The organism is Anaeromassilibacillus sp. 1001302B_160321_C8 (genome assembly GCF_015554745.1).
GTDB classification, from domain to species: domain Bacteria; phylum Bacillota; class Clostridia; order Oscillospirales; family Acutalibacteraceae; genus Anaeromassilibacillus; species Anaeromassilibacillus stercoravium.
In genome coordinates, this window is the sequence record NZ_JADNJD010000019.1 from 1 (window position 1) to 20769 (window position 20769).

General features: G+C 54.6%; 16 protein-coding genes. 1 reads left to right on the plus strand and 15 read right to left on the minus strand.

Annotation, left to right across the window (positions count from 1 at the left end; genetic code table 11):
* The 6 genes from I2E77_RS11755 to I2E77_RS11780 all read right to left on the minus strand — a co-directional run.
* The coding region (locus tag I2E77_RS11755; protein WP_207738253.1) for a GTP-binding protein at nucleotides 1–885 on the minus strand (885 nt) is incomplete at its 3' end.
* Between the two features lie 372 nt (nucleotides 886–1257).
* On the minus strand, nucleotides 1258–2445 hold the full coding sequence (locus I2E77_RS11760) for a plasmid recombination protein (RefSeq protein WP_228275371.1): 1188 nt from the start codon (nucleotides 2443–2445) through the stop codon (nucleotides 1258–1260).
* A 446-nt stretch (nucleotides 2446–2891) separates the two neighbouring features.
* Nucleotides 2892–4046, minus strand: a complete 1155-nt coding sequence (locus I2E77_RS11765; protein ID WP_195451289.1) for a helicase RepA family protein — start codon at nucleotides 4044–4046, stop codon at nucleotides 2892–2894.
* 3 nt (nucleotides 4047–4049) lie between these two features.
* Nucleotides 4050–4370, minus strand: a complete 321-nt coding sequence (locus I2E77_RS11770; protein ID WP_004010381.1) for a plasmid mobilization protein — start codon at nucleotides 4368–4370, stop codon at nucleotides 4050–4052.
* Between the two features lie 3 nt (nucleotides 4371–4373).
* A complete protein-coding gene (locus tag I2E77_RS11775) occupies nucleotides 4374–5450 on the minus strand; it encodes a site-specific integrase (protein WP_004010380.1) in 1077 nt (358 codons plus the stop codon).
* 13 nt (nucleotides 5451–5463) lie between these two features.
* Nucleotides 5464–5652: a hypothetical protein gene (locus I2E77_RS11780; RefSeq protein ID WP_004010379.1), complete on the minus strand. Its 189-nt coding sequence runs from the start codon at nucleotides 5650–5652 to the stop codon at nucleotides 5464–5466.
* A gap of 166 nt (nucleotides 5653–5818) precedes the next feature.
* Here I2E77_RS11780 and I2E77_RS11785 point away from each other — a divergent pair, with 166 nt between their 5' ends.
* The gene (locus I2E77_RS11785) at nucleotides 5819–6376 is read left to right on the plus strand and encodes a helix-turn-helix domain-containing protein (RefSeq protein ID WP_004010378.1); all 558 of its coding nucleotides are present in this window, start codon (nucleotides 5819–5821) and stop codon (nucleotides 6374–6376) included.
* 177 nt (nucleotides 6377–6553) lie between these two features.
* On the opposite strand, the gene guaA is transcribed toward I2E77_RS11785, so the two are convergent.
* From guaA to I2E77_RS11830, 9 genes are all read right to left on the minus strand, one after another.
* A complete protein-coding gene (gene guaA, locus I2E77_RS11790; RefSeq protein ID WP_195451309.1) occupies nucleotides 6554–8089 on the minus strand; it encodes a glutamine-hydrolyzing GMP synthase in 1536 nt (511 codons plus the stop codon).
* Between the two features lie 33 nt (nucleotides 8090–8122).
* A complete protein-coding gene (gene glmS / locus I2E77_RS11795) occupies nucleotides 8123–9949 on the minus strand; it encodes a glutamine--fructose-6-phosphate transaminase (isomerizing) (RefSeq protein ID WP_195451290.1) in 1827 nt (608 codons plus the stop codon).
* A 44-nt stretch (nucleotides 9950–9993) separates the two neighbouring features.
* Nucleotides 9994–11271, minus strand: a complete 1278-nt coding sequence (locus I2E77_RS11800) for an adenylosuccinate synthase (protein ID WP_191521287.1) — start codon at nucleotides 11269–11271, stop codon at nucleotides 9994–9996.
* 110 nt (nucleotides 11272–11381) lie between these two features.
* Nucleotides 11382–12812 carry an adenylosuccinate lyase gene (gene purB / locus I2E77_RS11805; RefSeq protein WP_087232637.1) on the minus strand — a complete coding sequence of 477 codons (1431 nt, stop codon included), beginning with the start codon at nucleotides 12810–12812 and terminating at the stop codon, nucleotides 11382–11384.
* 14 nt (nucleotides 12813–12826) lie between these two features.
* Entirely contained in the window at nucleotides 12827–14272 is a 1446-nt protein-coding gene (gene purF / locus I2E77_RS11810; protein WP_087232640.1) for an amidophosphoribosyltransferase, read from the minus strand.
* 71 nt (nucleotides 14273–14343) lie between these two features.
* On the minus strand, nucleotides 14344–15051 hold the full coding sequence (purC, locus tag I2E77_RS11815; protein ID WP_087232450.1) for a phosphoribosylaminoimidazolesuccinocarboxamide synthase: 708 nt from the start codon (nucleotides 15049–15051) through the stop codon (nucleotides 14344–14346).
* 85 nt (nucleotides 15052–15136) lie between these two features.
* On the minus strand, nucleotides 15137–18355 hold the full coding sequence (gene carB / locus I2E77_RS11820) for a carbamoyl-phosphate synthase large subunit (protein WP_191362885.1): 3219 nt from the start codon (nucleotides 18353–18355) through the stop codon (nucleotides 15137–15139).
* Nucleotides 18352–19428, minus strand: a complete 1077-nt coding sequence (locus I2E77_RS11825; protein ID WP_195451291.1) for a carbamoyl phosphate synthase small subunit — start codon at nucleotides 19426–19428, stop codon at nucleotides 18352–18354. The genes carB and I2E77_RS11825 overlap by 4 nt, the downstream gene beginning before the upstream one ends.
* A gap of 113 nt (nucleotides 19429–19541) precedes the next feature.
* The gene (locus I2E77_RS11830; RefSeq protein WP_087232459.1) at nucleotides 19542–20762 is read right to left on the minus strand and encodes an LL-diaminopimelate aminotransferase; all 1221 of its coding nucleotides are present in this window, start codon (nucleotides 20760–20762) and stop codon (nucleotides 19542–19544) included.
* Nucleotides 20763–20769 lie beyond the last annotated feature (7 nt).

Sequence of the window (20769 nt, forward strand, 5' to 3'; positions counted from 1 at the left end):
ACGCATCTCTGTGATTTTCAGCTTTTCTCTCCCGGCCAGGGCCACCGTATCCCGCAGGCGCAGCGTTCCGCTGTATAGCCGCAGATAGACACGCCGCTGGCCGCAATCGGTGTACTCAACCTTGAAAACGCTGCCGCATAGGGTGGCGCTCCCCTGTTCCCCAATCGGTTGGAACAGTCCTGTCACCGCATCCATCAACGGTTGAATGCCAAGGCCCTTTTTGGCGCTGCCATGATAGACCGGAAACAGGGAGGCTTCTTGAACCCGCCGCTGTTCCTCCCGCGCAAGTTTTTCCTGGCTGATTGGTTCTCCTGCGATATACTTTTCCAATAATGCATCGTTATTTTCGATGACCGCATCCCATGCTTCTATGTCGGTATTTTCCTCCAGGACTATTTCCGGGGACAGCGACACCGTCTGCTTGATGATAATATCGGCGGAGAGCTTATCCCGAACAGACTGAACCACGCTCTGCAAATCAACGCCAGCCTGGTCGATCTTGTTGATAAAGATAACGGTGGGAATGTTCATTTTCCGCAGGGCATGGAACAGAATACGGGTCTGGGCCTGCACGCCATCTTTCGCGGAGATCACCAAGATGGCCCCATCTAAAACAGCCAAAGAGCGGTACACCTCCGCCAAAAAATCCATGTGGCCGGGCGTATCCACAATGTTAACTTTACATCTGTGCCACTGGAAGGAAGTGACTGCCGCTTGAATGGTAATCCCACGCTGCCGCTCCAAAAACAAGGTGTCCGTCCTCGTTGTCCCTTTTTCGACGCTCCCTGGTTCTGAAATGGCTCCACTGGCATATAGCAGACTCTCCGTCAAGGTCGTCTTTCCAGCGTCTACATGGGCAAGAATCCCGATATTGATAATGTTCATGTCTATCCTCCATACAAGGCCCGAATGGGCGCAAAAATCCCCAGCGGCTAATACTTTTACCGCTGGGGATCATGACTTCGGACACACAGAAACATACACGACTTACATAAGCCGCGGTCCGTCACGATATTTACTAAAAAGGCAAAAGTATTCTTAAAATTGGGTACAAAAACCAAGCCCCTGCAAGGGGCAATCATTTTTGCGCCCATTATCAAATTTTATTTAAGAATACCTTGCCGCATATTTGATAGACTCCTCAAATCAGGATAATAGCAGTATATCATAGTACGCTCTAAAAAACAAGAAATCATTTTACCGATTCCACAAATAAAATCGGAGGGTATTCACTGGAATACCCTCCGGTTTTGGTGATTATCGTGCGTCTATCCGAATTTTTGACTTTGCGGCCCGTTTCCGTTCCTTTTCGGCATGTTCCTGCTGGTAAGCTGCCTCTAATATTCTGTCCACTTGTTCTGGGCCAAAGGCCCTTTTGACCCGCTCATAGTCAGCGGAGACTTGCCGCATGGCCTTGTTTTCCAACTTGACCTCCTGCAATCGATCAGACAGGCGGATGTTGCTCTCCCTCACCCGGCCATAGTCCCCTTGCAGACGCTCAAATTTCCCCCGCAGCTCCACATAGGCCAGATACAGGGAGCGCAGCACCTTGACGATTTGGGCCAGCAGGGGCTTTGCCTTTTTCTCTCGGTAGGCCCGGCCTGTTTCCAGCGTTCCCGGCTCCGGCAAAATCTCCTCCGGATTGGCGGAGAAATCCGCTGCCAACCGCTCCATATTTTTCACCGCCGGGGCAAGTTCTTTGAGCCGCCGTTCCTGGCTCTCCACCTGGTTTTCTTTCTCCGCCTTGACCGTCTCCAGAACGGCGATCTCCTTTGCCCGCTGCTCTTTCTTGTAGTCCAGCACAGACAAGTGCTTGTCGTGGGTGCCTTTGTCCTCCCACTCAATCCCGTGGCGCTCCATGACCAGGGAAAGCTGCTCCTTTTCCGAGCGCACCCACTGGCTCCACTCTGTGTCCCCTCTGGTGCCGCCCTGGAAACCCTGGGCCGCTAACGCCTGTTTCAAAGATACCCTCGTGTCCAGCCCTCGCTTGCTCCCGGTGGTGAATGGTACAAAGTCAATGTGCAGATGGGGCGTAGCCTCGTCCATGTGGAGGTGGGCAGAGAACACCCGGAGTTGGGGGTTGCGCTCTTGAAAGCCCTTCATGTACTCGTCCAAAACCGCTGCCGCAAGCTGTCCCTCCTCGCTGTCGGCGCTCATATCATCTCGATTGCCCACTTGCAGGATGATTTCATGGAACGGCTTTTCCTGCTTGCCGGAGCGGATCTTCTCATAGTAATCCTCTATCCTTCTGTCGGCCCTGGTTTGTTTAGCGTTGTACCGTTCCAGAGCCTCGTCAAAGAGTTCATGGTACACCGCCTTGATATTCTCCTGGCAGTAGGTTATATTCAAGTGGGAGCGTTCCGGGTCAGTGTTCTTGGCGTGGAATTTTCTACTGTTATGGTTCACCGATCCTTGGCCCACCATGGCGCTGATTGTCCTTTTCAAATCAATCCCTCCTCCCTTTTCCGCCGCGCAAGCGGCGAGCCTTTGTTACTTTCTGCGAAAGTAACGCAAAAGCACTTTTGACAGCCTGACGGCCATCAAAAGCGCATTTGCGCCCTACGGGGTGGTGTGGGGGCTTTGCCCCCGGCAACTGCGGTTGCCTCCCCCAGCAGGGCCGCCCTTTGAAAAGGGCACCCTGCACCCCGCCTAAACTTTGTCACTCGCCGTTGGGCAGGGTGGAAAGGCCAGGGGCCTTTCCACCGCCCGGCAAGTGTTTTCCGTGGGCCGAAAGTCAAGGGGTACGGGTTGTATTGACTTGCGGCAATCTCCACCCGCAGGTATGCCCCCCTTGACTTTCGCCCCCGCTCCCCGTGACAGCCGTGACGACCGTGACGATGTTTTACACACCGCCTCCGCACTCCGAAAAGCTGTCACAGCTGTCACGGTCGTCACGCCTGGGGTTCCTCCAACGTGAGCTTGATACTCCGCCCGGCATGGGTTCGGGCGCTTTCATAGTGGATGTGGTACTCATAGGACAGCCGCCACGCCCGGACATTCAGCCGCATAGCCAGGGCATTGGGTTTCATATCCAGCCCCAGGGCGGCGACAAGTTCCGTGGCCGTCCCTCTCCACTCTGGCCGTTCCGCCGTTACCAGGGCGGCAACAGCCTCCAACACCGGGTCAGGCGGCTCCTGCCGCAGCTCCGTTTCCCGCCGCTCCAGCTCCCACACAAGCCGTTCCTCGTCCCGCTTGAGGTAGAGGCGCTGGTCTTGCTGATCCCGCCCAGAAATGTCCAGGGTGGCGGCGTTGTCTGCCCGCCGCTCCTTTTGGAGCAGAAAGGCCCCGTCTGCCGCACCCAATAAGCCGTTGGTGCCGGAGATCATATCAAACTTATCATCGGCCTGCTGCTTGCGGGTGTGATGTACAACCAGGAGGCAAACCCCGCTTATATCGGCAAACCGTTTCAGTTTGGTGATTACCTCATAGTCGTTGGCATAGCTGTACTTCTCTGCCCCGGCCTCCCGGATTTTTTGCAGGGTGTCGATGATAATAAGCCGGGTGTCCGTGTGTTCCCGGACAAAGCCCTTTAGCTGCTCCTCCAGGCCACCGCCGAGCTGCTTAGCTCCGATGGCAAAGAACAGGTTTCCGGTACTCTCTACTCCAAACATCCGGTACAACCGCTCCTGTAAGCGACGGTGGTTGTCCTCCAGGGCCAGATAGAGGACTGTCCCCTGGCGCACCTCATACCCCCACAGGGAAAGGCCCATACTCACATGATAGGCAAGCTGGGCCATGAGAAAGGACTTGCCCACCTTGGGAGCGCCCACAAAGAGATATGTCCCCGCATAGAGCAGACCGTCTACCACAGGAGGTCTGCCGGGGTACACCTGTTCGTAGAGGTCATTCATAGACACGGTAGGCAGATAGGCCGGGTCATTGACCCGGCTTATCTGCCGCAGGATTTCCTCCAAATCTCTTTCCGGGGGCTTGTGTTCTGTCACGCCCTCTGCTATACTTTGGTTAGGTTTTTGTGAGAGCGACTGTCCCCCGTCTGCGCCAACAGGCGGATATGGGGCAGCCGTTTTCTCTTGCAATCTATCCATCTATCAATCCTCCCTCATGCCGTCCATGATGGCGGCGATCAGCCGGATGGTGTCCAGCAACTCCCCATCCACGCCATTCCCGGCCTCGATACGCTCCAGTTCTTCCAGAACGGCGGCCAGCTCGTTCCGCAGGGCCTTATACACCCTGGGGTTGCCCTGTACCACCACATCCCGGCACAGCAGCCGTCGGGTGATGTAGTCCTGTTTGGTAAGGCCGGAGAGCCGCACAGCGGTTTCAATTTCCCTGTCCTCATCCGGGGACACCCGGAAAGCCACAGTTTTGTTTCTCCAGCGGTTGTGTCGGTCAAGATTTTTCACTGACATGATTTAGGCCCCCTTTCGCTCCATGTCCAGTTTGTCCGCCATCTCCGCCTGCCGGGTGGGGAACAGGTGGGCGTAGCGGTAGGTAATATCAATGCTTTCATGTCCCACCCGGTCAGCGATTGCCAGGGCCGTAAAGCCCATGTCAATGAGCAGCGAAATGTGGGAGTGCCTCAGGTCGTGTATTCTGATCCGCTTTACCCCGGCCTCTTTCGCACCCCTGTCCATCTCCCGGTGGAGGTAGGATTTTGTCACCGTGAAAATGCGGTCGGTGGGCTTCACCCCATACAGGCTCTTGATATAGTCTCGCATTTCTTCACAGAGGAAAGCGGGCATTTGAATGACCCGGTTGCTCTTAGGGGTCTTGGGGTCGGTAATCACATCCTTGCCCTTAATCCGCTGGTAGGACTTGGAGATGGTGACGGTCTGTTTCTCAAAGTCGAAGTCGCCAGGAGTGAGGGCCAGCAGCTCCCCCTCCCGGACGCCGCACCAGTAGAGCATTTCAAAGGCGTAATAGGAAAGGGGCTTGTCCATCATGGCCTCGGCGAATTTCAGATACTCCGCCTTTGTCCAGAACAGCATTTCCCGTCCCTTTGGCTTTCCCATATTGCCCGCCTGGGCAGCGGGATTGACCTTTAGATTGTAGTGCCGTACCGCATGGTTGAACACGGCGCTCAACTGATTGTGCAGCGTTTTTAAGTACACCGGAGAGTAGGGCTTGCCGTTCTTGTCCCGGTAACCCAGCATTTCATTCTGCCAGGCGATGACCTCCTTGGAGTGAATGTCGCACATCTTCCGCTTGCCGAAGTACGGCACCAACTTCTTGTAGAGGATATGCTCTTTCGTCCCCCAGGTGTTTTCCTTGATACGGCCTTTCATGTCCGCCACATAGACAGCCACGAAGTTTTCAAAGGTCATTTCCAGGTCGGCGGTCTGTTGTTGCAGGAATGTCCGCTCCCACTCCAGAGCCTCCCGCTTGGTGGGAAAGCCCCGTTTCATTTTCTTTACTTTCTTGCCCGTCCAGTCCTCGTAGTAAAAGGACGCATACCATGTGCCCTTTGCCTTGTCTTTGTATGCCGGCATTGTGGTTCCCTCCTTATTGTCTGTCCCGCAGCCCATAGAATTTTTCCTCGAAGTAGCGCCTGCTTACCCGTCCGGGAATGGTGAGAAAGCCTTTTTTCTTCAGCTCCTCGTTCATCTCCCGCACCAGCTTGTAGGCGTAGGGCTTGGAAATGCCCAGCTCCCTGGCGACCTCCTCTGCTCTCACAAACAGCTCCTTTTCCATGGTCAGCACCTCCTTATTTTAGTTTCGCAAATATGTTAATGTCACCATCTTCATTATACATTAACATAAGTGTTAATGTCAAGAATTTATTTCGCATTTTTGTTAAAGATTATCTTGCATCTTTCGCTTTTTTGCGCTATACTATTGGCAAAGGCGGTGGGATATTATGACAGTCGGAGACAAGATAAAGAAAATCCGCACCTTTCGAGGCATGACACAAAAGGAATTGGGGCTTGCTATCGGCTTTGAGGAAAAGGGAGCGGACAACCGGATCGCCCAGTATGAGACGAATTACCGTGTTCCGAAACGGGAACTGCTGGACAAGATGGCCGAGGCGCTGCGGGTAGACCGCCAGAACTTCTACACCATCGCCCCCGGCTCTGCCGAGGACTTCATGCGGACATTCTTCTGGCTGGACGAGGACAGCCCTGGCGCTATCCGCCTGTTCCAACTTGTCCGCAATCCGGGCAGAGCAGGGGCCGCTGATGATACCGCTGTACGGTACAATGATAGCGATGACTGGCCCGCACACCCTCCCGTGGGTATGTACTTCCAGTATGGCCTTGTGGACGAGTTCATGCGGGAATGGCTTTTTCGTCAGCAGGAGTTACACGCCGGGGAGATCACCAGGGAAGAGTATTTTGAATGGAAACTCAACTGGCCCCATACCTGCGACGATGGCCTGGAAAGCGAATATTATATCCCTTGGCGGAAAAATAAATAAGACAAGCAAAAAAACCGCCCTGCTGAATTTGTCGTTCAGCAGGGCGGTTTTGCTTGTCCTTTTGGGATTTTTCTCTTGAGAATACCGGGCGGACACAAATAGTATCAATCCAGTATCAAGAGCAGTATGGACGGGCAAAAAAGCCTGTATTCATGCGGGTTTTCGCCGTTTCGAGCGTCATTCCCACTCAATGGTGGCAGGCGGTTTACTCGTTATATCATAAACTACCCGGTTCACATTTTCGACCTCATTGACAATTCGTGTGCTGACGGTTTCCAATACTTCATAGGGAATACGCGCCCAATCGGCGGTCATAAAGTCGGTCGTTGTGACAGCGCGCAAAGCAATGGTATTGTCGTACGTACGGCCGTCCCCCATAACGCCAACACTCTTCATACCGGTCAGCACCGCAAAATACTGGTTAATATCGCGGTCAAGGCCCGCTTTTGCGACTTCCTCGCGGAAGATAGCGTCCGCATCCTTTAAAATCTCCAATTTTTCCGGCGTCACTTCGCCCATAATGCGGATTCCAAGGCCCGGGCCAGGGAACGGCTGCCGCCAAACCAAATTTGCGGGGATGCCCAGCTCGATGCCCACCCTGCGTACTTCATCCTTAAAGAGGTCGCGCAAAGGCTCTATAATCCCTTCAAATCCTACATCTTCTGGGAGACCGCCCACATTGTGATGGCTTTTAATGGTCGCTGCTTCTCCGGTGCCGCTCTCCACCACATCGGGGTAAATCGTCCCTTGGCAGAGGAACTCAATCTTTCCCAGCTTACGGGACTCTTCCTCAAACACACGGATAAATTCTTCCCCAATGATCTTCCGTTTCTGTTCCGGTTCTGTCACTCCAGCCAATTTGCTTAAAAAGCGGTCCTGCGCATTGATGCGGATCAGATTCATATCAAACTGCTGGCGGAATACGCGCTCCACTTCGTCTCCTTCGTTCTTGCGCAGCATACCATGGTCCACAAAGATGCAAGTCAGACTTTTTCCAATCGCTTTGTGCACCAAAACAGCTGCAACCGAAGAATCCACACCTCCGGACAACGCGCACAAGACGCGCTTATCCCCTACTTTTTCGCGGATCTGACGGATGGTCTCCTCGGCAAAGGAATCCATCTTCCAACTACCGGAACAGCCGCACACCTGGAACAAGAAATTTTTTAACATATCCGTTCCATATACAGTATGCTCAACCTCCGGATGGAACTGGAACGCATAAAGACGCCGGGCCTCGTTTGCCATTGCCGCAACCGGGCAGGCATCGCTCACCGCGGTGATGGTAAATCCTGCTGGCGGTTCTGCAATATAATCTGTATGGCTCATCCAGCAGACGGACTCTTCCGGTACCTTTTGAAACAACGCTGCATTGGCCTGTGCCCGTACTGGCGTCTTCCCATATTCGCGCACCTCAGAGCTGCTGACCTTTCCTCCCAACAGGTATGCCATCAGCTGCGCTCCATAACAAATCCCCAGAACAGGAATTCCTAGGTCGAACACCTTTTTATCGCAAACCGGAGCATCCTCTGCATAGACGGAATTGGGCCCTCCGGAAAAGATAATCCCCTTATATCCCGCCCCGGCAATCTGCTCCGCCGGGGTTTTATAGGATTTGATTTCACAGTACACGTTGCAATCGCGCACCCGGCGTGCGATTAGCTGGCTGTACTGTCCGCCGAAGTCCAAAATGAGAACCGCTTCGTTTTTCAGCATGATTTCTTTTCCCTTCCTTGTCTTTGAGAACTATTCCACTGTCACAGATTTTGCCAGGTTGCGCGGCTTATCGATGTCGCAGCCCTTCATGGATGCCACATAGTAGGCAAATAGCTGCAACGGGATGACGGTCAACGACGGTAACATCACATCACAAGTCTGCGGAATGTAGAACACATGATCCGTTACCTGTTCGATCTGCGTGTTGTTCTCCGTCGTCATTCCCAGCACAACCGCACCGCGCGCCTTGACTTCCTTCACATTGCTCATCATCTTGTCAAACAAATTCTGATGAGTGGCCAACGCGATCACCAGGGTTCCATCCTCCACAAGGGAGATGGTGCCATGTTTGAGCTCCCCTGCGGCATAGGCGTCCGAATGGATGTAGGAGATTTCCTTGAGCTTCAAGGAGCCCTCCAGGGACATTGCATAGTCTAGGTTGCGTCCGATAAAGAATACATCCTTTGCGTTAAAATGCTGGGAAGCCAAATACTGGATGTTTTCCCGATTTTGAAGGATCTTTTCAATTTTATCCGGCAGAGCCTGCAGCTCTGTGAGATAGGCTGCATATTCTTCGGCGGTAAGGCACCCCGACAGATCCGCCATGTAAATGGCCAGCAAGTATACGACAGCCAGCTGTGTACTGTACGCCTTTGTCGTCGCTACCGCGATTTCCGGGCCAGCCCATGTATAGATCACATCGTCGGACTCGTTTGCGATGGAGCTCCCCACCACGTTGACGATCGAAAGAGTTCGCGCGCCCAGGCGCTTTGCCTCACGCATAGCAGCCAATGTATCGGCGGTTTCCCCGGACTGGCTGATCACCAGCACCAGCACCTTTTCGTCGATGATCGGCTCCCTGTAGCGGAATTCGGATGCGACATCCACTTCCACGGGAATCCGGGTCATCTTCTCCAATACATATTTCGCCACCATTCCCACATGGTAGGCGGAACCACAGGCCACAATAAAGATCTTTCGAAATGTCTTGAGCTGGTCCGCTGTCAGCGTGATGTTGTCCAAAACAATCCGCCCATCCTTGATGCGCGGCGAAATGGTATCGCGCACCGCTTTGGGCTGTTCCATGATCTCCTTTGCCATAAAGTGCTCATAGCCGCCCTTTTCAGCGGCGGTGACATCCCACTCCACATGGACTGGTTCTTTGGGGATCAGCTCCTTATCCATGTCATAGATGCGCACCCCTTCGCGCTGGATGATCGCAATCTCGTTGTCATTCAAACGGTAAATGTCGCGCGTTCTGCTCAGGATTGCTGGGACGTCTGAGGCGATAAAATTTTCCTCCTGCCCAAGGCCGATGATCAGCGGGCTGTCTTTGCGCACCGCCACGAGTTGATCCGGTTTATCCGCACAAATGATTCCCAACGCATAAGAGCCTTCTACCTTTTGCAGTACTTTGATGACCGCATCCATGATGTCGCCCTTATAATAATACTCCAATAGCTGCGCCACCACCTCTGTGTCTGTTTCTGACACAAAGGAGACGCCGCGGCGGATTAAATGTTGCTTTAATGCGAGATAATTTTCAATGATCCCATTGTGTACCACCGCAAATTTCCCTGAATCGCTCACCTGAGGATGGGAATTGATATCCGAAGGCGCGCCGTGCGTCGCCCAACGGGTATGGCCGATTCCCACGGTACCCGGGACATCTTTGCCGTCATGAATCAAGTCTTTGAGGACCTGGAGGCGCCCTTTTGCCTTGACGACCCGAAGGGATGTACCGTCATAAACAGCAACCCCAGCGGAGTCGTAACCGCGGTACTCCAACTTTTCCAAGCCCTGCAAAAGGAACGGTGCAGCAGGATCGCCGCCGATGTATCCTACAATTCCACACATACTGTTACCTCCTTATGCGCGGGAACTCCCCGCCGTCTGCGGAATTACCGATAGATAATGTCCTCACGGGCCGGGCCATTGGAAACGATCTTGACCGGCACACCGATTGCTTTTTCCGCAAACTCAATATATCTGCGGGTATTCTCCGGGAGGTCTTCATACTTCTTGATGCCGCGGATATCGCATTTCCAACCGGGCAGCGTCTCCAGGATCGGCTTGCAGCGCTTCAGCTGCGCCGTCGGCGGGAAGGTATCGATCCGCTTGCCGTCCAATTCATAGGCCACGCACACGGGGATCTCATCCAAATATCCCAACGCATCCAGCACGGTAAACGCAATGCAGGTGGCTCCCTGCGCCTGGCAGCCGTAGCGGGTCGCAACCAGATCGAGCCATCCCATCCGGCGCGGGCGGCCAGTCGTTGCGCCGTATTCGCCGCCGTCTCCGCCTCTGCGGCGCAGCTCATCGGCCTCTTCGCCAAAGATCTCGCTGACAAATTCGCCTGCGCCCACGGCGCTGGAATACGCTTTTACCACGGTGATGACTTCCTGGATGGAATAAGGAGGCACGCCCGCGCCTACGGCCCCATAGCCGGCCAGCGTGGAACTGGAGGTCACCATCGGATAAATACCGAAGTCCGGGTCCTTCAATGCGCCAAGCTGTCCTTCCAGCAAGATGTGCTTCCCATCCTTGACCGCCTGGTGCAGAAGCGTGAAGGTGTCCGCCACATAGGGCGCCAGCATCTCTTTATACTCCATCAGTTTCTCATACAGGTCCTCTGCCTTTAACTCGGGCTGATGGTACAAATCCCTATATAATACGTTCTTCAGATCGAGAACATGCGCGATTTTCTCCATGATACTGGCTTTATCATCATAGAGCTCACTGACCTGAAAACCGATTTTTGCAAACTTATCGGAATAGAACGGCGCGATTCCGGATTTCGTGGAACCAAAGGACTTCGACGAAAGACGCGCTTCCTCCATGGAATCGAGTTCCACATGGTACGGCATGACCACCTGGGCCCGGTCGGAAACCAAAATCTTCGGCTTCGGAACACCGCGTTCCTCCAAAGACTGGAGTTCTTTGATGAAATTCTCCACACTCAATGCCACGCCATTGCCGATGATGTTTGTGATGTGATCATAAAACACGCCGGACGGGAGCTGGTGCAGCGCAAATTTCCCATAGTTGTTGATGATGGTATGGCCCGCATTGCTGCCGCCCTGAAAACGAACCACAATATCGGATTCCGCTGCCTTTACATCGGTAATTTTCCCCTTACCTTCGTCGCCCCAATTGGCGCCCACAATTGCTGTTACCATAAATAATACACCTGCCTTTTCAATCTAAAAACATCCGTGCAAAACCAAGTCCGCCGCCTCCCGGGAAATTCCCGCAAGGGGGCGGCGGCCAAACTCCGCACATCGGTGGTTTATACGTTAATCTCTGCCTTTTCCGTTGGCACAAACGCATATTTGTCCAAAATAGGACGGACTGTATTCTGAATAAACTCCTCCGTCTGCATCGGCGCACAGCCCACATATTTCTCCGGGCTGACAATCGTATGCAGTTCGTCGAGCGTAACGCCAAAGATCGGGTCCCCGGCGATGCGCGCAAGCAAGTCGTTCTCCCCGCCCTCTTCTTTCACAACCTTGGAAGCGGCCATGGAGTGCACACGGATGCGCTCATGCAGCTGCTGGCGGTCGGCGCCGCGCTTGACGGCGTCCATCATGATGTTCTCCGTCGCCATAAAGGGCAATTCCCGGCGCAAATGCTGCTCGATCACCTTTGGATATACGACCAGGCCGTCCGCCACATTGTTGTACAAATTCAAGATACCGTCCACCGCCAGGAATCCCTCCGGGACGCTGAGGCGCTTGTTCGCGGAATCGTCCAACGTACGCTCAAACCACTGGGTTGCCTCCGTGATCGCCGGATTCAAGCTGTCCGTAATCACATAGCGCGCCAGGGAAGCGATGCGCTCGGAACGCATCGGGTTGCGCTTATACGCCATGGCAGAAGAACCGATCTGGTTCTTTTCAAACGGCTCTTCCACCTCTTTCAAATGCTGCAACAGGCGGATATCGTTGGAGAATTTTGCCGCGCTCTGTGCAATTCCGCTCAGGATGGACAAGATCTGGCTGTCCAGCTTACGGGAATACGTCTGCCCGGAGACGGCAAAACATGCGCGATAGCCCATCTTCTCCGCGATCTTCTGATCCAGCTGCTTTACCTTTTCATAGTCGCCGTCGAACAGCTCCAAGAAACTGGCCTGCGTGCCGGTGGTCCCTTTCGAGCCCAACAGCTTCGCCTTGCTCAGCTGGTATTCCACATCCTCCAGATCCATCAGCAGATCCTGGATCCAGAGCGTAGCACGTTTTCCCACGGTGGTCGGCTGGGCGGGCTGGAAATGGGTGAACGCCAGGGTGGGCAGATCCTTATACTGCATCGCAAAATCCGAAAGCACACGGATCACGCCCACCAATTTCTGGCGGACCAATTCCAACGCCTCGGTCATAATGATGACATCCGTATTGTCCCCCACATAGCAGGAGGTTGCGCCCAAATGGATGATCGCGCGCGCCTTCGGGCACTGCTCGCCATATGCATAGACATGGGACATCACATCGTGGCGCACCACTTTTTCACGTGCTTCCGCCACCTCATAGTTGATGTCCTCCGCGTGGGCCTTCAGTTCGTCGATCTGTTCCTGGGTGATGGGAAGCCCCAGCTCTTTTTCCGTTTCCGCCAAAGCAATCCAGAGTTTCCGCCACGTGCGGAACTTTTTATCGGGGGAAAACAGGAACTTCATCTCAGCATCCGCATACCGCGCGGACAGCGGCGACTCATACGTATTCTTCAAATTGACAACCTCCATCAATCTCTTCTGATCGGCACACAATATTTATTTTCTTTCGAAGCCATGGAATGGCTTGGGACAGCGGCCGGATAACGCCCAGAGAAACAGGCATCACAGTAATGCCCACAATCGCTCTCTATCCCCAACATCTTCGGCAGATTTTCCAACGCTAGGAACTCAATGGAGTCTGCAAAGCTCATCTTGCCAATCTCCTCAATCGTATGCTTACAGGCGATCAGCTCGTCTTTGGAGGGGATGTCCGTCCCGTAATAGCAAGGCCAAAGGAACGGTGGGGAGCTGATGCGCAGATGGACTTCCTTCGCACCGGCGTCCTTGAGCATGGACACAATCCGCGCGCATGTCGTACCACGCACAATGGAGTCGTCCAGCATTACGACGCGTTTCCCTTTGACTGCCGTGCCCAGGGCGTTCAGTTTGATGCGCACGCTGCGTTCCCGCGAAGCCTGATCCGGCTTGATGAAGGTACGCCCGATATAGCTGTTTTTGACAATGCCCTTCTGGTAGGGGATGCCGGACTCCTCGCTATATCCAATCGCCGCGTCGATCCCGGACTCAGGCACACCGATCACCATATCGGCATCCACGGGATGCTGGCGAGCCAACAGGCGCCCGGCCTCTTTGCGTGCCTCGTAGACGCTGATGCCATCCACCACGCTGTCCGTACGGGCAAAATAAATGTATTCAAACACGCAAAGGGATTTTGCAGCTTTATTGGGGAGCGTCATCGAGCGGAGGCCGTCTTTATCCGCCACGACAATTTCACCGGGCTCCACATCACGCACGAACTCTGCCCCACACGCATCAAGCGCACAGGTCTCCGAAGCAAACACATAGCTGTTCTCCACGCGGCCAATGCAGAGCGGACGGAACCCGTTCGGGTCGCGTACGGCAATCAATTTTTGGGGGCTCATCACAATCATGGAATAGGACCCCTGAACCTTCGGCATCGCACGGTAGACCGCCTCCTCTATGGAGGGGGCCTTCACGCGCTCCCGCGCGATGAGGTAGGCAATCACTTCTGAATCAATCGTGGTTTGAAAAATGCAGCCGCGATGCTCCAGTTCATGCCGGAGCTCATAGGCATTGCTCAGGTTTCCATTGTGTGCAATCGCCAACGTTCCCTTGATGTATCGCATGACAAGCGGCTGGGAGTTTTCCCGGACGCTCGCGCCCGCGGTGGAATACCGCACATGGCCGACAGCGATCTGGCCCTTCAATTCCCGCAGAATTTTATCATTGAAGGTCTCCGTCACCAATCCCATATCTTTATAACAGGAAATGACCCCCTGGTCGTTTACGGCAATGCCGCAGCTCTCTTGCCCTCTGTGCTGGAGGGCCAAGAGCCCGTTGTATGTGGCATATGCAGGGTTCAATGCGCCATCCATCGAATAGACGCCGAATACACCGCACTCCTCATGCGGTTTCGAATAATCAAACTCCATTACAGAACCGTTCAAAAGCTCACCGTCCTAATCAAATTATGGATTGTCAAACGAACCGGCCGGGCAAGCGCTTAAAGCCCGATGCGCTTCATCATCTCGGCATACGCCTCTTCTACGCCGCCCAAATCTCTGCGGAAGCGGTCCTTATCCAGCTTCTCATGGGTATGGACATCCCAGAAGCGGCAGGTGTCCGGGGAAATCTCATCGGCAAGGACAATTTCGCCATCTGCCGTCTTTCCGAATTCCAGCTTAAAGTCGACCAAAATAACATCGAGCTTCTTGAAGTATTCCTTCATCACCTCGTTGACCTTGAACGCCATCGCCTTGATGGTGTCGATCTCTTCCTGGGTGGCCAGGCCGAGCGCCAAAGCGTGATAATCGTTGATCAGCGGGTCGCCGAGGTCGTCGTTCTTATAGGAAAACTCGATGGTCGGCTGGGCAAACTCGATGCCCTCCTCCACGCCGTAACGCTTCGCAAAAGAACCGGCGGAAAGGTTGCGGATAATCACTTCCAGCGGGACAATCGAAACCTTTTTCACCAATGTCTCGCGGTCGCTCAGCTCCTCAACAAAGTGGGTTTTAACGCCGTGCTTCTCCAGCAGCTGGAACATAAAGTTGGACATGCGGTTGTTTACCACGCCTTTGCCCACAATCGTGCCCTTTTTCTGGCCATTGAACGCCGTTGCGTCGTCCTTATAATCAACAATGCAGAGGTTCGGATCGTCCGTTGCAAAGACCTTTTTGGCTTTTCCCTCATAAATCTGCTCACACTTTTTCATGATCAAAATCCTCCTAGTTCGATTCAATTTAAAAAGTCGGGAAACAGGCATTGCCGGGGGTGAAAGCCCCCGGCGCTGACCGGTTTTAGATGAAGTTTAAGAAGCTGGATACCGTCGTAATATCGATGACCGACAGCTGCGTCGTCTCCACGTGCTGTGCGCAGGTCAGGAATGCATTGGCGGTGTCCAACGAGGTCAAGCACGGAATGCCGGCCTCTACCGCATTGCGGCGGATGAGATAGCCGTCGCGGTTGTGCGCCACGCCCTTCGAAGGCGTGTTGATGACCAGGTCGATCTTTCCGGACAAGATCACATCCAGAATGTCCGGCTTCCCGGCGCCAATCTTATTGGTGCGGATGGTGGGAATGCCATTGTCATTCAGGAAATCGGACGTGCCCGCCGTGGCATAGATCGTCCAGCCCAGCTCATACAGGCCGCGCGCAATCGGCAGAACCTCCTGTTTATCGCTGTTCTTAACCGTGATAATGACACGACCCTTTTTAATCATGTGGGTGCCCGCGCCGTAGAACGCCTTGATCATCGCCTCGTCAAAGGTTCGGGCCACGCCCAGAACCTCGCCGGTGGATTTCATCTCCGGCCCGAGATTGACGTCCGCACCATACAGCTTTTCAAAGGAGAACACCGGCATCTTGATGGCGATGAGCTCTTTTTCAGGCTGCAATCCATATTCATAGCCCATCTCCGGCAGGGTCTTCCCGAAGAAGGTTCCGACCGCCAGCGGGACGATTGGGATATCGGTCACCTTGCTGATGTAGGGGACCGTACGGGACGAACGCGGATTGGCCTCGATCACATAGACCTGGTTGTCCTTCACAATAAACTGAATATTCAGCAGGCCCTTGACCTTGAGCGCCTTCGCCAGGCGGCGGGTGTACTCGACGATGATGTCCTGCATTTCCTTGCTTACATCCACCGCGGGATAGACGGAAATGCTGTCGCCGGAGTGTACGCCAGCGCGTTCGATGTGCTGCATGATACCCGGGATCACCGAGTCGATTCCGTCGCACACCGCATCGACTTCCACTTCCGTGCCCATGATATATTTATCGACCAGAATCGGGTGCTCCTGTGCAATCTGGTTGATGGCGCCGATGTCTTCGATCACATCCTCGTCGCTGTAGGCGATGTGCATCCCCTGGCCGCCGAGCACATAGGACGGGCGCACCAGGACCGGGTATCCCAGCTCATTCGCAGCGGCAAGCGCCTCCGCACAGGTGAATACCGTGCGGCCTGCGGCGCGCGGGATCTCGCACTCGTTCAAGATCGCATCAAAACGCTCGCGGTCCTCCGCTGCGTCGATGCTGTCAAACGAGGTGCCCAAAATCGGGATTCCCATCTTTTCGATGGCGCCGGCCAGTTTAATCGCCGTCTGGCCGCCAAACTGCACCACCGCGCCGTCGGGCTTCTCCAACTGCACGACATGGAGCACATCTTCAGGGGTCAGCGGTTCAAAATAGAGCTTGTCCGCAATGTCGAAGTCCGTGCTGACGGTCTCCGGGTTGTTGTTCATGATGATGGTCTCATAGCCGAGGTCGCGCAGCGCCCAAACGCTGTGGACGGAGCAGAAGTCAAACTCGATGCCCTGCCCGATGCGGATCGGGCCGGAACCGATGACCAGCACCTTCTTGCGGTCCTTCTGGCAGATGGACTCGTTCTCCGAACCGTAGCTGGAATAATAGTAAGGCGTTGCAGCATCGAATTCCGCCGCGCAGGTATCGACCATCTTATAGACGGGCTTGATGTTCCATTCATCTTCCAGCTTGCGGATCTCTTCGATGCTCTTCCCGCTGAGTTCCGAAATCGTCTCATCCAGGAAGCCGTAGTCCTTTGCCCTGAACAGCAACGCCCGGTCAAGCTCTTCGGAAGCAAGCGCTTTTTCAACATTGACGATGGAAACCAGCTTGTCCAGGAACCACAGGTCGATCTTTGTGATGTCGTGGATCTCCTGCGCTGTAAAGCCACGGCGCAGTGCCTCCGCCAAGACGAACAGGCGGCGGTCGTCTACGACGTGCAGGCGCTCGCCGATCGCATCGTCGCTCAATCCCTTGAGGTTTTTATCGATCAGACTCATCATATTGACTTCCAAGCAGCGCACGGACTTCATCAGCGCGCCCTCGAACGTCGGGGCAATGCCCATGACCTCGCCGGTCGCCTTCATCTGGGTTCCCAGCAGGCGCTTGGCATTTTGGAATTTGTCGAACGGCCACTTCGGGATTTTCACGACGCAATAGTCCAGCGTCGGCTCGAAGCAGGCGTAGGTTTTCTTGGTGATTGCATTGGGGATTTCGTCCAGCGTGTACCCCAGCGCAATCTTAGAGGCCACCTTTGCGATCGGATAGCCTGTCGCTTTGGAAGCCAACGCCGAGGAGCGGCTCACACGCGGGTTTACCTCGATGACGCAGTATTCAAAGCTATTGGGGTTCAGGGCAAACTGCACGTTGCAGCCGCCTTCGACGCCCAACTCCGTGATAATATCCAGCGCCGCGCTGCGCAGCATCTGGGTTTCCTTATCCGCCAGCGTCTGGCAGGGTGCTACCACGATCGAGTCGCCGGTGTGCACGCCCACCGGGTCGAAGTTTTCCATATTACAAACGGTGATGCAGTTGCCGTTCTTATCCCGCATCACTTCGTATTCAATCTCTTTCCAGCCGGAGATGCAGCGCTCGATCAGAACCTGATGCACACGGCTGCGGTGCAGGCCCAAGGACGCGATGGAGATCAGCTGCTCGCGGTCATATGCGATGCCGCCGCCGCTGCCGCCGAGGGTATACGCCGGGCGAACCACCACCGGGTAGCCGATGCGCTCCGCCACCTGCAAGGCGCGGTCCAGATCCTCCGCGATCTCGCTCTCTGCGCAGGGCTGGTGGATACGCTCCATCGCCTCTTTGAAGAGCTCGCGGTCCTCCGCCATGCGGATTGTATCGGCGCTGGTGCCGATCATCGTGACATTGTGCTCCTTCAGGAAACCGGATTCCTCCAGCTCCACCGCCAAGTTCAGCGCGTTCTGGCCGCCCAGGGTCGGCAGGATGCTGTCCGGCTTTTCTTTGATAATGACCTTTTTGATGGTCTCCACGGTCAGCGGTTCGATGTACACTTTATCGGCGATCTGCTTGTCCGTCATGATCGTCGCCGGGTTGGAGTTGATCAGGACGACTTCAACGCCCTCTTCCCGGATGGCGCGGCACGCTTGCGTGCCCGCATAGTCGAATTCCGCCGCCTGGCCGATGATAATCGGGCCGGAGCCGATGATGACAACCTTTTTGATATTTGGATTCTTGCTCATATGCGGCTCCCTCCCATCAGATCGATAAATTTGTCAAACAGGAACCCGGTGTCCAGCGGGCCGGAAGAAGCTTCCGGATGGAACTGCACCGTAAAGACCCGGCCGTTTTTATAACGCAGGCCTTCCACGCTGCCGTCGTTCATGCTGACAAAGCTGACGTCCGCAACAGCGGGATCGACGGTGTCCGCATTGACGACAAAGCCGTGGTTTTGGGAAGTGATGTATACACGGTTGGCTTCGAGGTCTTTCACCGGATGGTTGATCCCTCTGTGGCCATATTTCAACTTGTAGGTATCAAAGCCCTGCGCCAACGCCATCAGCTGGTGGCCGAGGCAGATGCCGAAAATCGGGAGGCCGTGGTTATACAGCCGCTTGAGCTCCTCGATGGATTTGACGCACGCCTGCGGGTCGCCAGGGCCGTTGCTCAGCATAACGCCGTCGGGGGAGAATGCCAGAATCTCCTCCATGGAGGCGTCATAAGGGAAACATTTGACCGTACAGCCGCGCTTGACCAAGCAGCGGATGATGTTATGCTTCACACCGTAGTCGGCCAGAGCCACACGGATGGGGCCGTCGCCATAGACCTTTCCCTCCCGGTCGCTGACCTCCGGCACGTAGGACTTCAGCACAAACGCGTCGATCTGCTTCTTCATCGCAGCCAGGTCGATCGCCTCGCCATAAGAGATCATGCCGCGCATCGTACCGCTTTCACGCAGAACACGGGTGAGCGCGCGGGTATCAATGCCGCACATGCCGGGCACTTTATTCTGCTTTAAATAGGTGTCCAGATCCACATCACAGCGGAAATTGCTGGCAATGCCAGAGACGGAGCGAACGATAAATGCGCCCAGCCACGGCTTTGTGGACTCCGCATCGTCGTAGCAGATGCCATAGTTTCCGATCAACGGGAAGGTCATCACAACGCCTTGGCCAGCATACGATGGGTCTGTGAGCAGCTCGGTATAGCCGCACATGGCCGAGTTGAACACGACTTCGCACAGGACGTCGTGCTCATAGCCGAAACCCGTGCCCTCAAATGTCATGCCATTCTCGAGCATAAGGACTGCTTTCATTCAATCACCAACCGTTTCTAAAATAATAAATTCCCAAATCCCTATCTTGTATATTTACAGTCAAACAGCCCCGACTTACATCTAAGCGGGGCGCTCGACCACAAAGCAATGTTTTAACCGGCAAAGGCCGCTACGATCTTCGCAAGCGCCTTCTCCGTATTTTCTTTTGTATTGAAAGAGGTCAGGCGGAAGAAGCCTTCCCCATTTGCACCAAATCCGGAGCCCGGCGTACCGACCACGCCGCACTTCTCCAGCAGCATGTCAAAGAATTCCCAGGAGGAAACCCCTTGCGGCGTCTTGAGCCACACATAGGGGGAATGCTCGCCGCCATAGACTGTGAAGCCCGCCTTTTTCAAGCCCTCGCGGATGATCTTTGCATTGTTGAGGTAATAGGCGATGTTCTCACGGACTTCCTTCTTGCCTTCCTCGGAATAAACCGCCTCTGCGCCGCGCTGGACGACATACGAAACGCCGTTCATCTTGGTGGACTGGCGGCGGTCCCAGAGCTTATTGAGGGATACTCCGTCGTATTCGAGCTCCTTCGGGATCACGCTGAACGCGCAGCGTGTGCCGGTAAAGCCCGCCGTCTTGGAAAAACTGCGGAATTCGATTGCGCACTTCTTGGCCCCTTCGATCTCAAAAATGCTGTGGGGCATGTCCGGATCGGTGATAAATGCTTCATATGCCGCGTCATAGAGAAGGATGGATTGATTCTCCAACGCATAATCCACCCATTTTTTCAAAGCTTCCTTTGTAATACCCACTCCGGAGGGATTGTTTGGGAAACACAGATAGATCATGTCCACCGGCTGCTGCGGGATCTCCGGTAAGAAGCCGTTTTCCTCTTTGCAAGGCATGTACACAATCTTGCTCCAACCTTTGCCCTCTACATAATCGCCCGCACGTCCGGCCATGACGTTGGTGTCCACATAGACCGGGTAGACCGGGTCGCATACCGCGACGACATTGTCCACGCCAAAGATGTCGCCGATGCTGCCGGTGTCGCTCTTCGCGCCGTCGCTGACAAAAATCTCATCCGCAGAAATATCAATCCCGCGGGCCTGAAAATCATTTTTTGCGATTGCCTCACGGAGGAACGCATAACCCGCTTCGGGGCCATAGCCGCGGAACGTCTCCGCTTCGCCCATCTCCTTCGCAGCGGCACACATCGCCTCGACGACTGCCTTTGGCAGCGGACGGGTCACGTCGCCGATCCCCAGACGGATGATCTCCTGCTCCGGGTGCTCCTTCATAAAGGCGTTCACCTTATTGTTGATGTCCACAAACAGATAGCTGGCAGGAAGCTTGACAAAATTCTCATTGACTTTCAGCAAATCGAAA

Bases quoted from the DNA above. Each gene is read 5' to 3' on its own strand.
- purF (WP_087232640.1), bottom strand. From the start codon at position 14,272: ATGGAGTTTGATTATTCGAAACCGCATGAGGAGTGCGGTGTATTCGGC.
- glmS (WP_195451290.1), bottom strand. From the start codon at position 9,949: ATGTGTGGAATTGTAGGATACATCGGCGGCGATCCTGCTGCACCGTTC.
- I2E77_RS11780 (WP_004010379.1), bottom strand. From the start codon at position 5,652: ATGGAAAAGGAGCTGTTTGTGAGAGCAGAGGAGGTCGCCAGGGAGCTG.
- I2E77_RS11770 (WP_004010381.1), bottom strand. From the start codon at position 4,370: ATGTCAGTGAAAAATCTTGACCGACACAACCGCTGGAGAAACAAAACT.
- I2E77_RS11800 (WP_191521287.1), bottom strand. From the start codon at position 11,271: ATGGTAACAGCAATTGTGGGCGCCAATTGGGGCGACGAAGGTAAGGGG.
- I2E77_RS11825 (WP_195451291.1), bottom strand. From the start codon at position 19,428: ATGAAAGCAGTCCTTATGCTCGAGAATGGCATGACATTTGAGGGCACG.
- I2E77_RS11775 (WP_004010380.1), bottom strand. From the start codon at position 5,450: ATGCCGGCATACAAAGACAAGGCAAAGGGCACATGGTATGCGTCCTTT.
- purC (WP_087232450.1), bottom strand. From the start codon at position 15,051: ATGAAAAAGTGTGAGCAGATTTATGAGGGAAAAGCCAAAAAGGTCTTT.
- I2E77_RS11785 (WP_004010378.1), top strand. From the start codon at position 5,819: ATGACAGTCGGAGACAAGATAAAGAAAATCCGCACCTTTCGAGGCATG.
- carB (WP_191362885.1), bottom strand. From the start codon at position 18,355: ATGAGCAAGAATCCAAATATCAAAAAGGTTGTCATCATCGGCTCCGGC.
- I2E77_RS11765 (WP_195451289.1), bottom strand. From the start codon at position 4,046: ATGGATAGATTGCAAGAGAAAACGGCTGCCCCATATCCGCCTGTTGGC.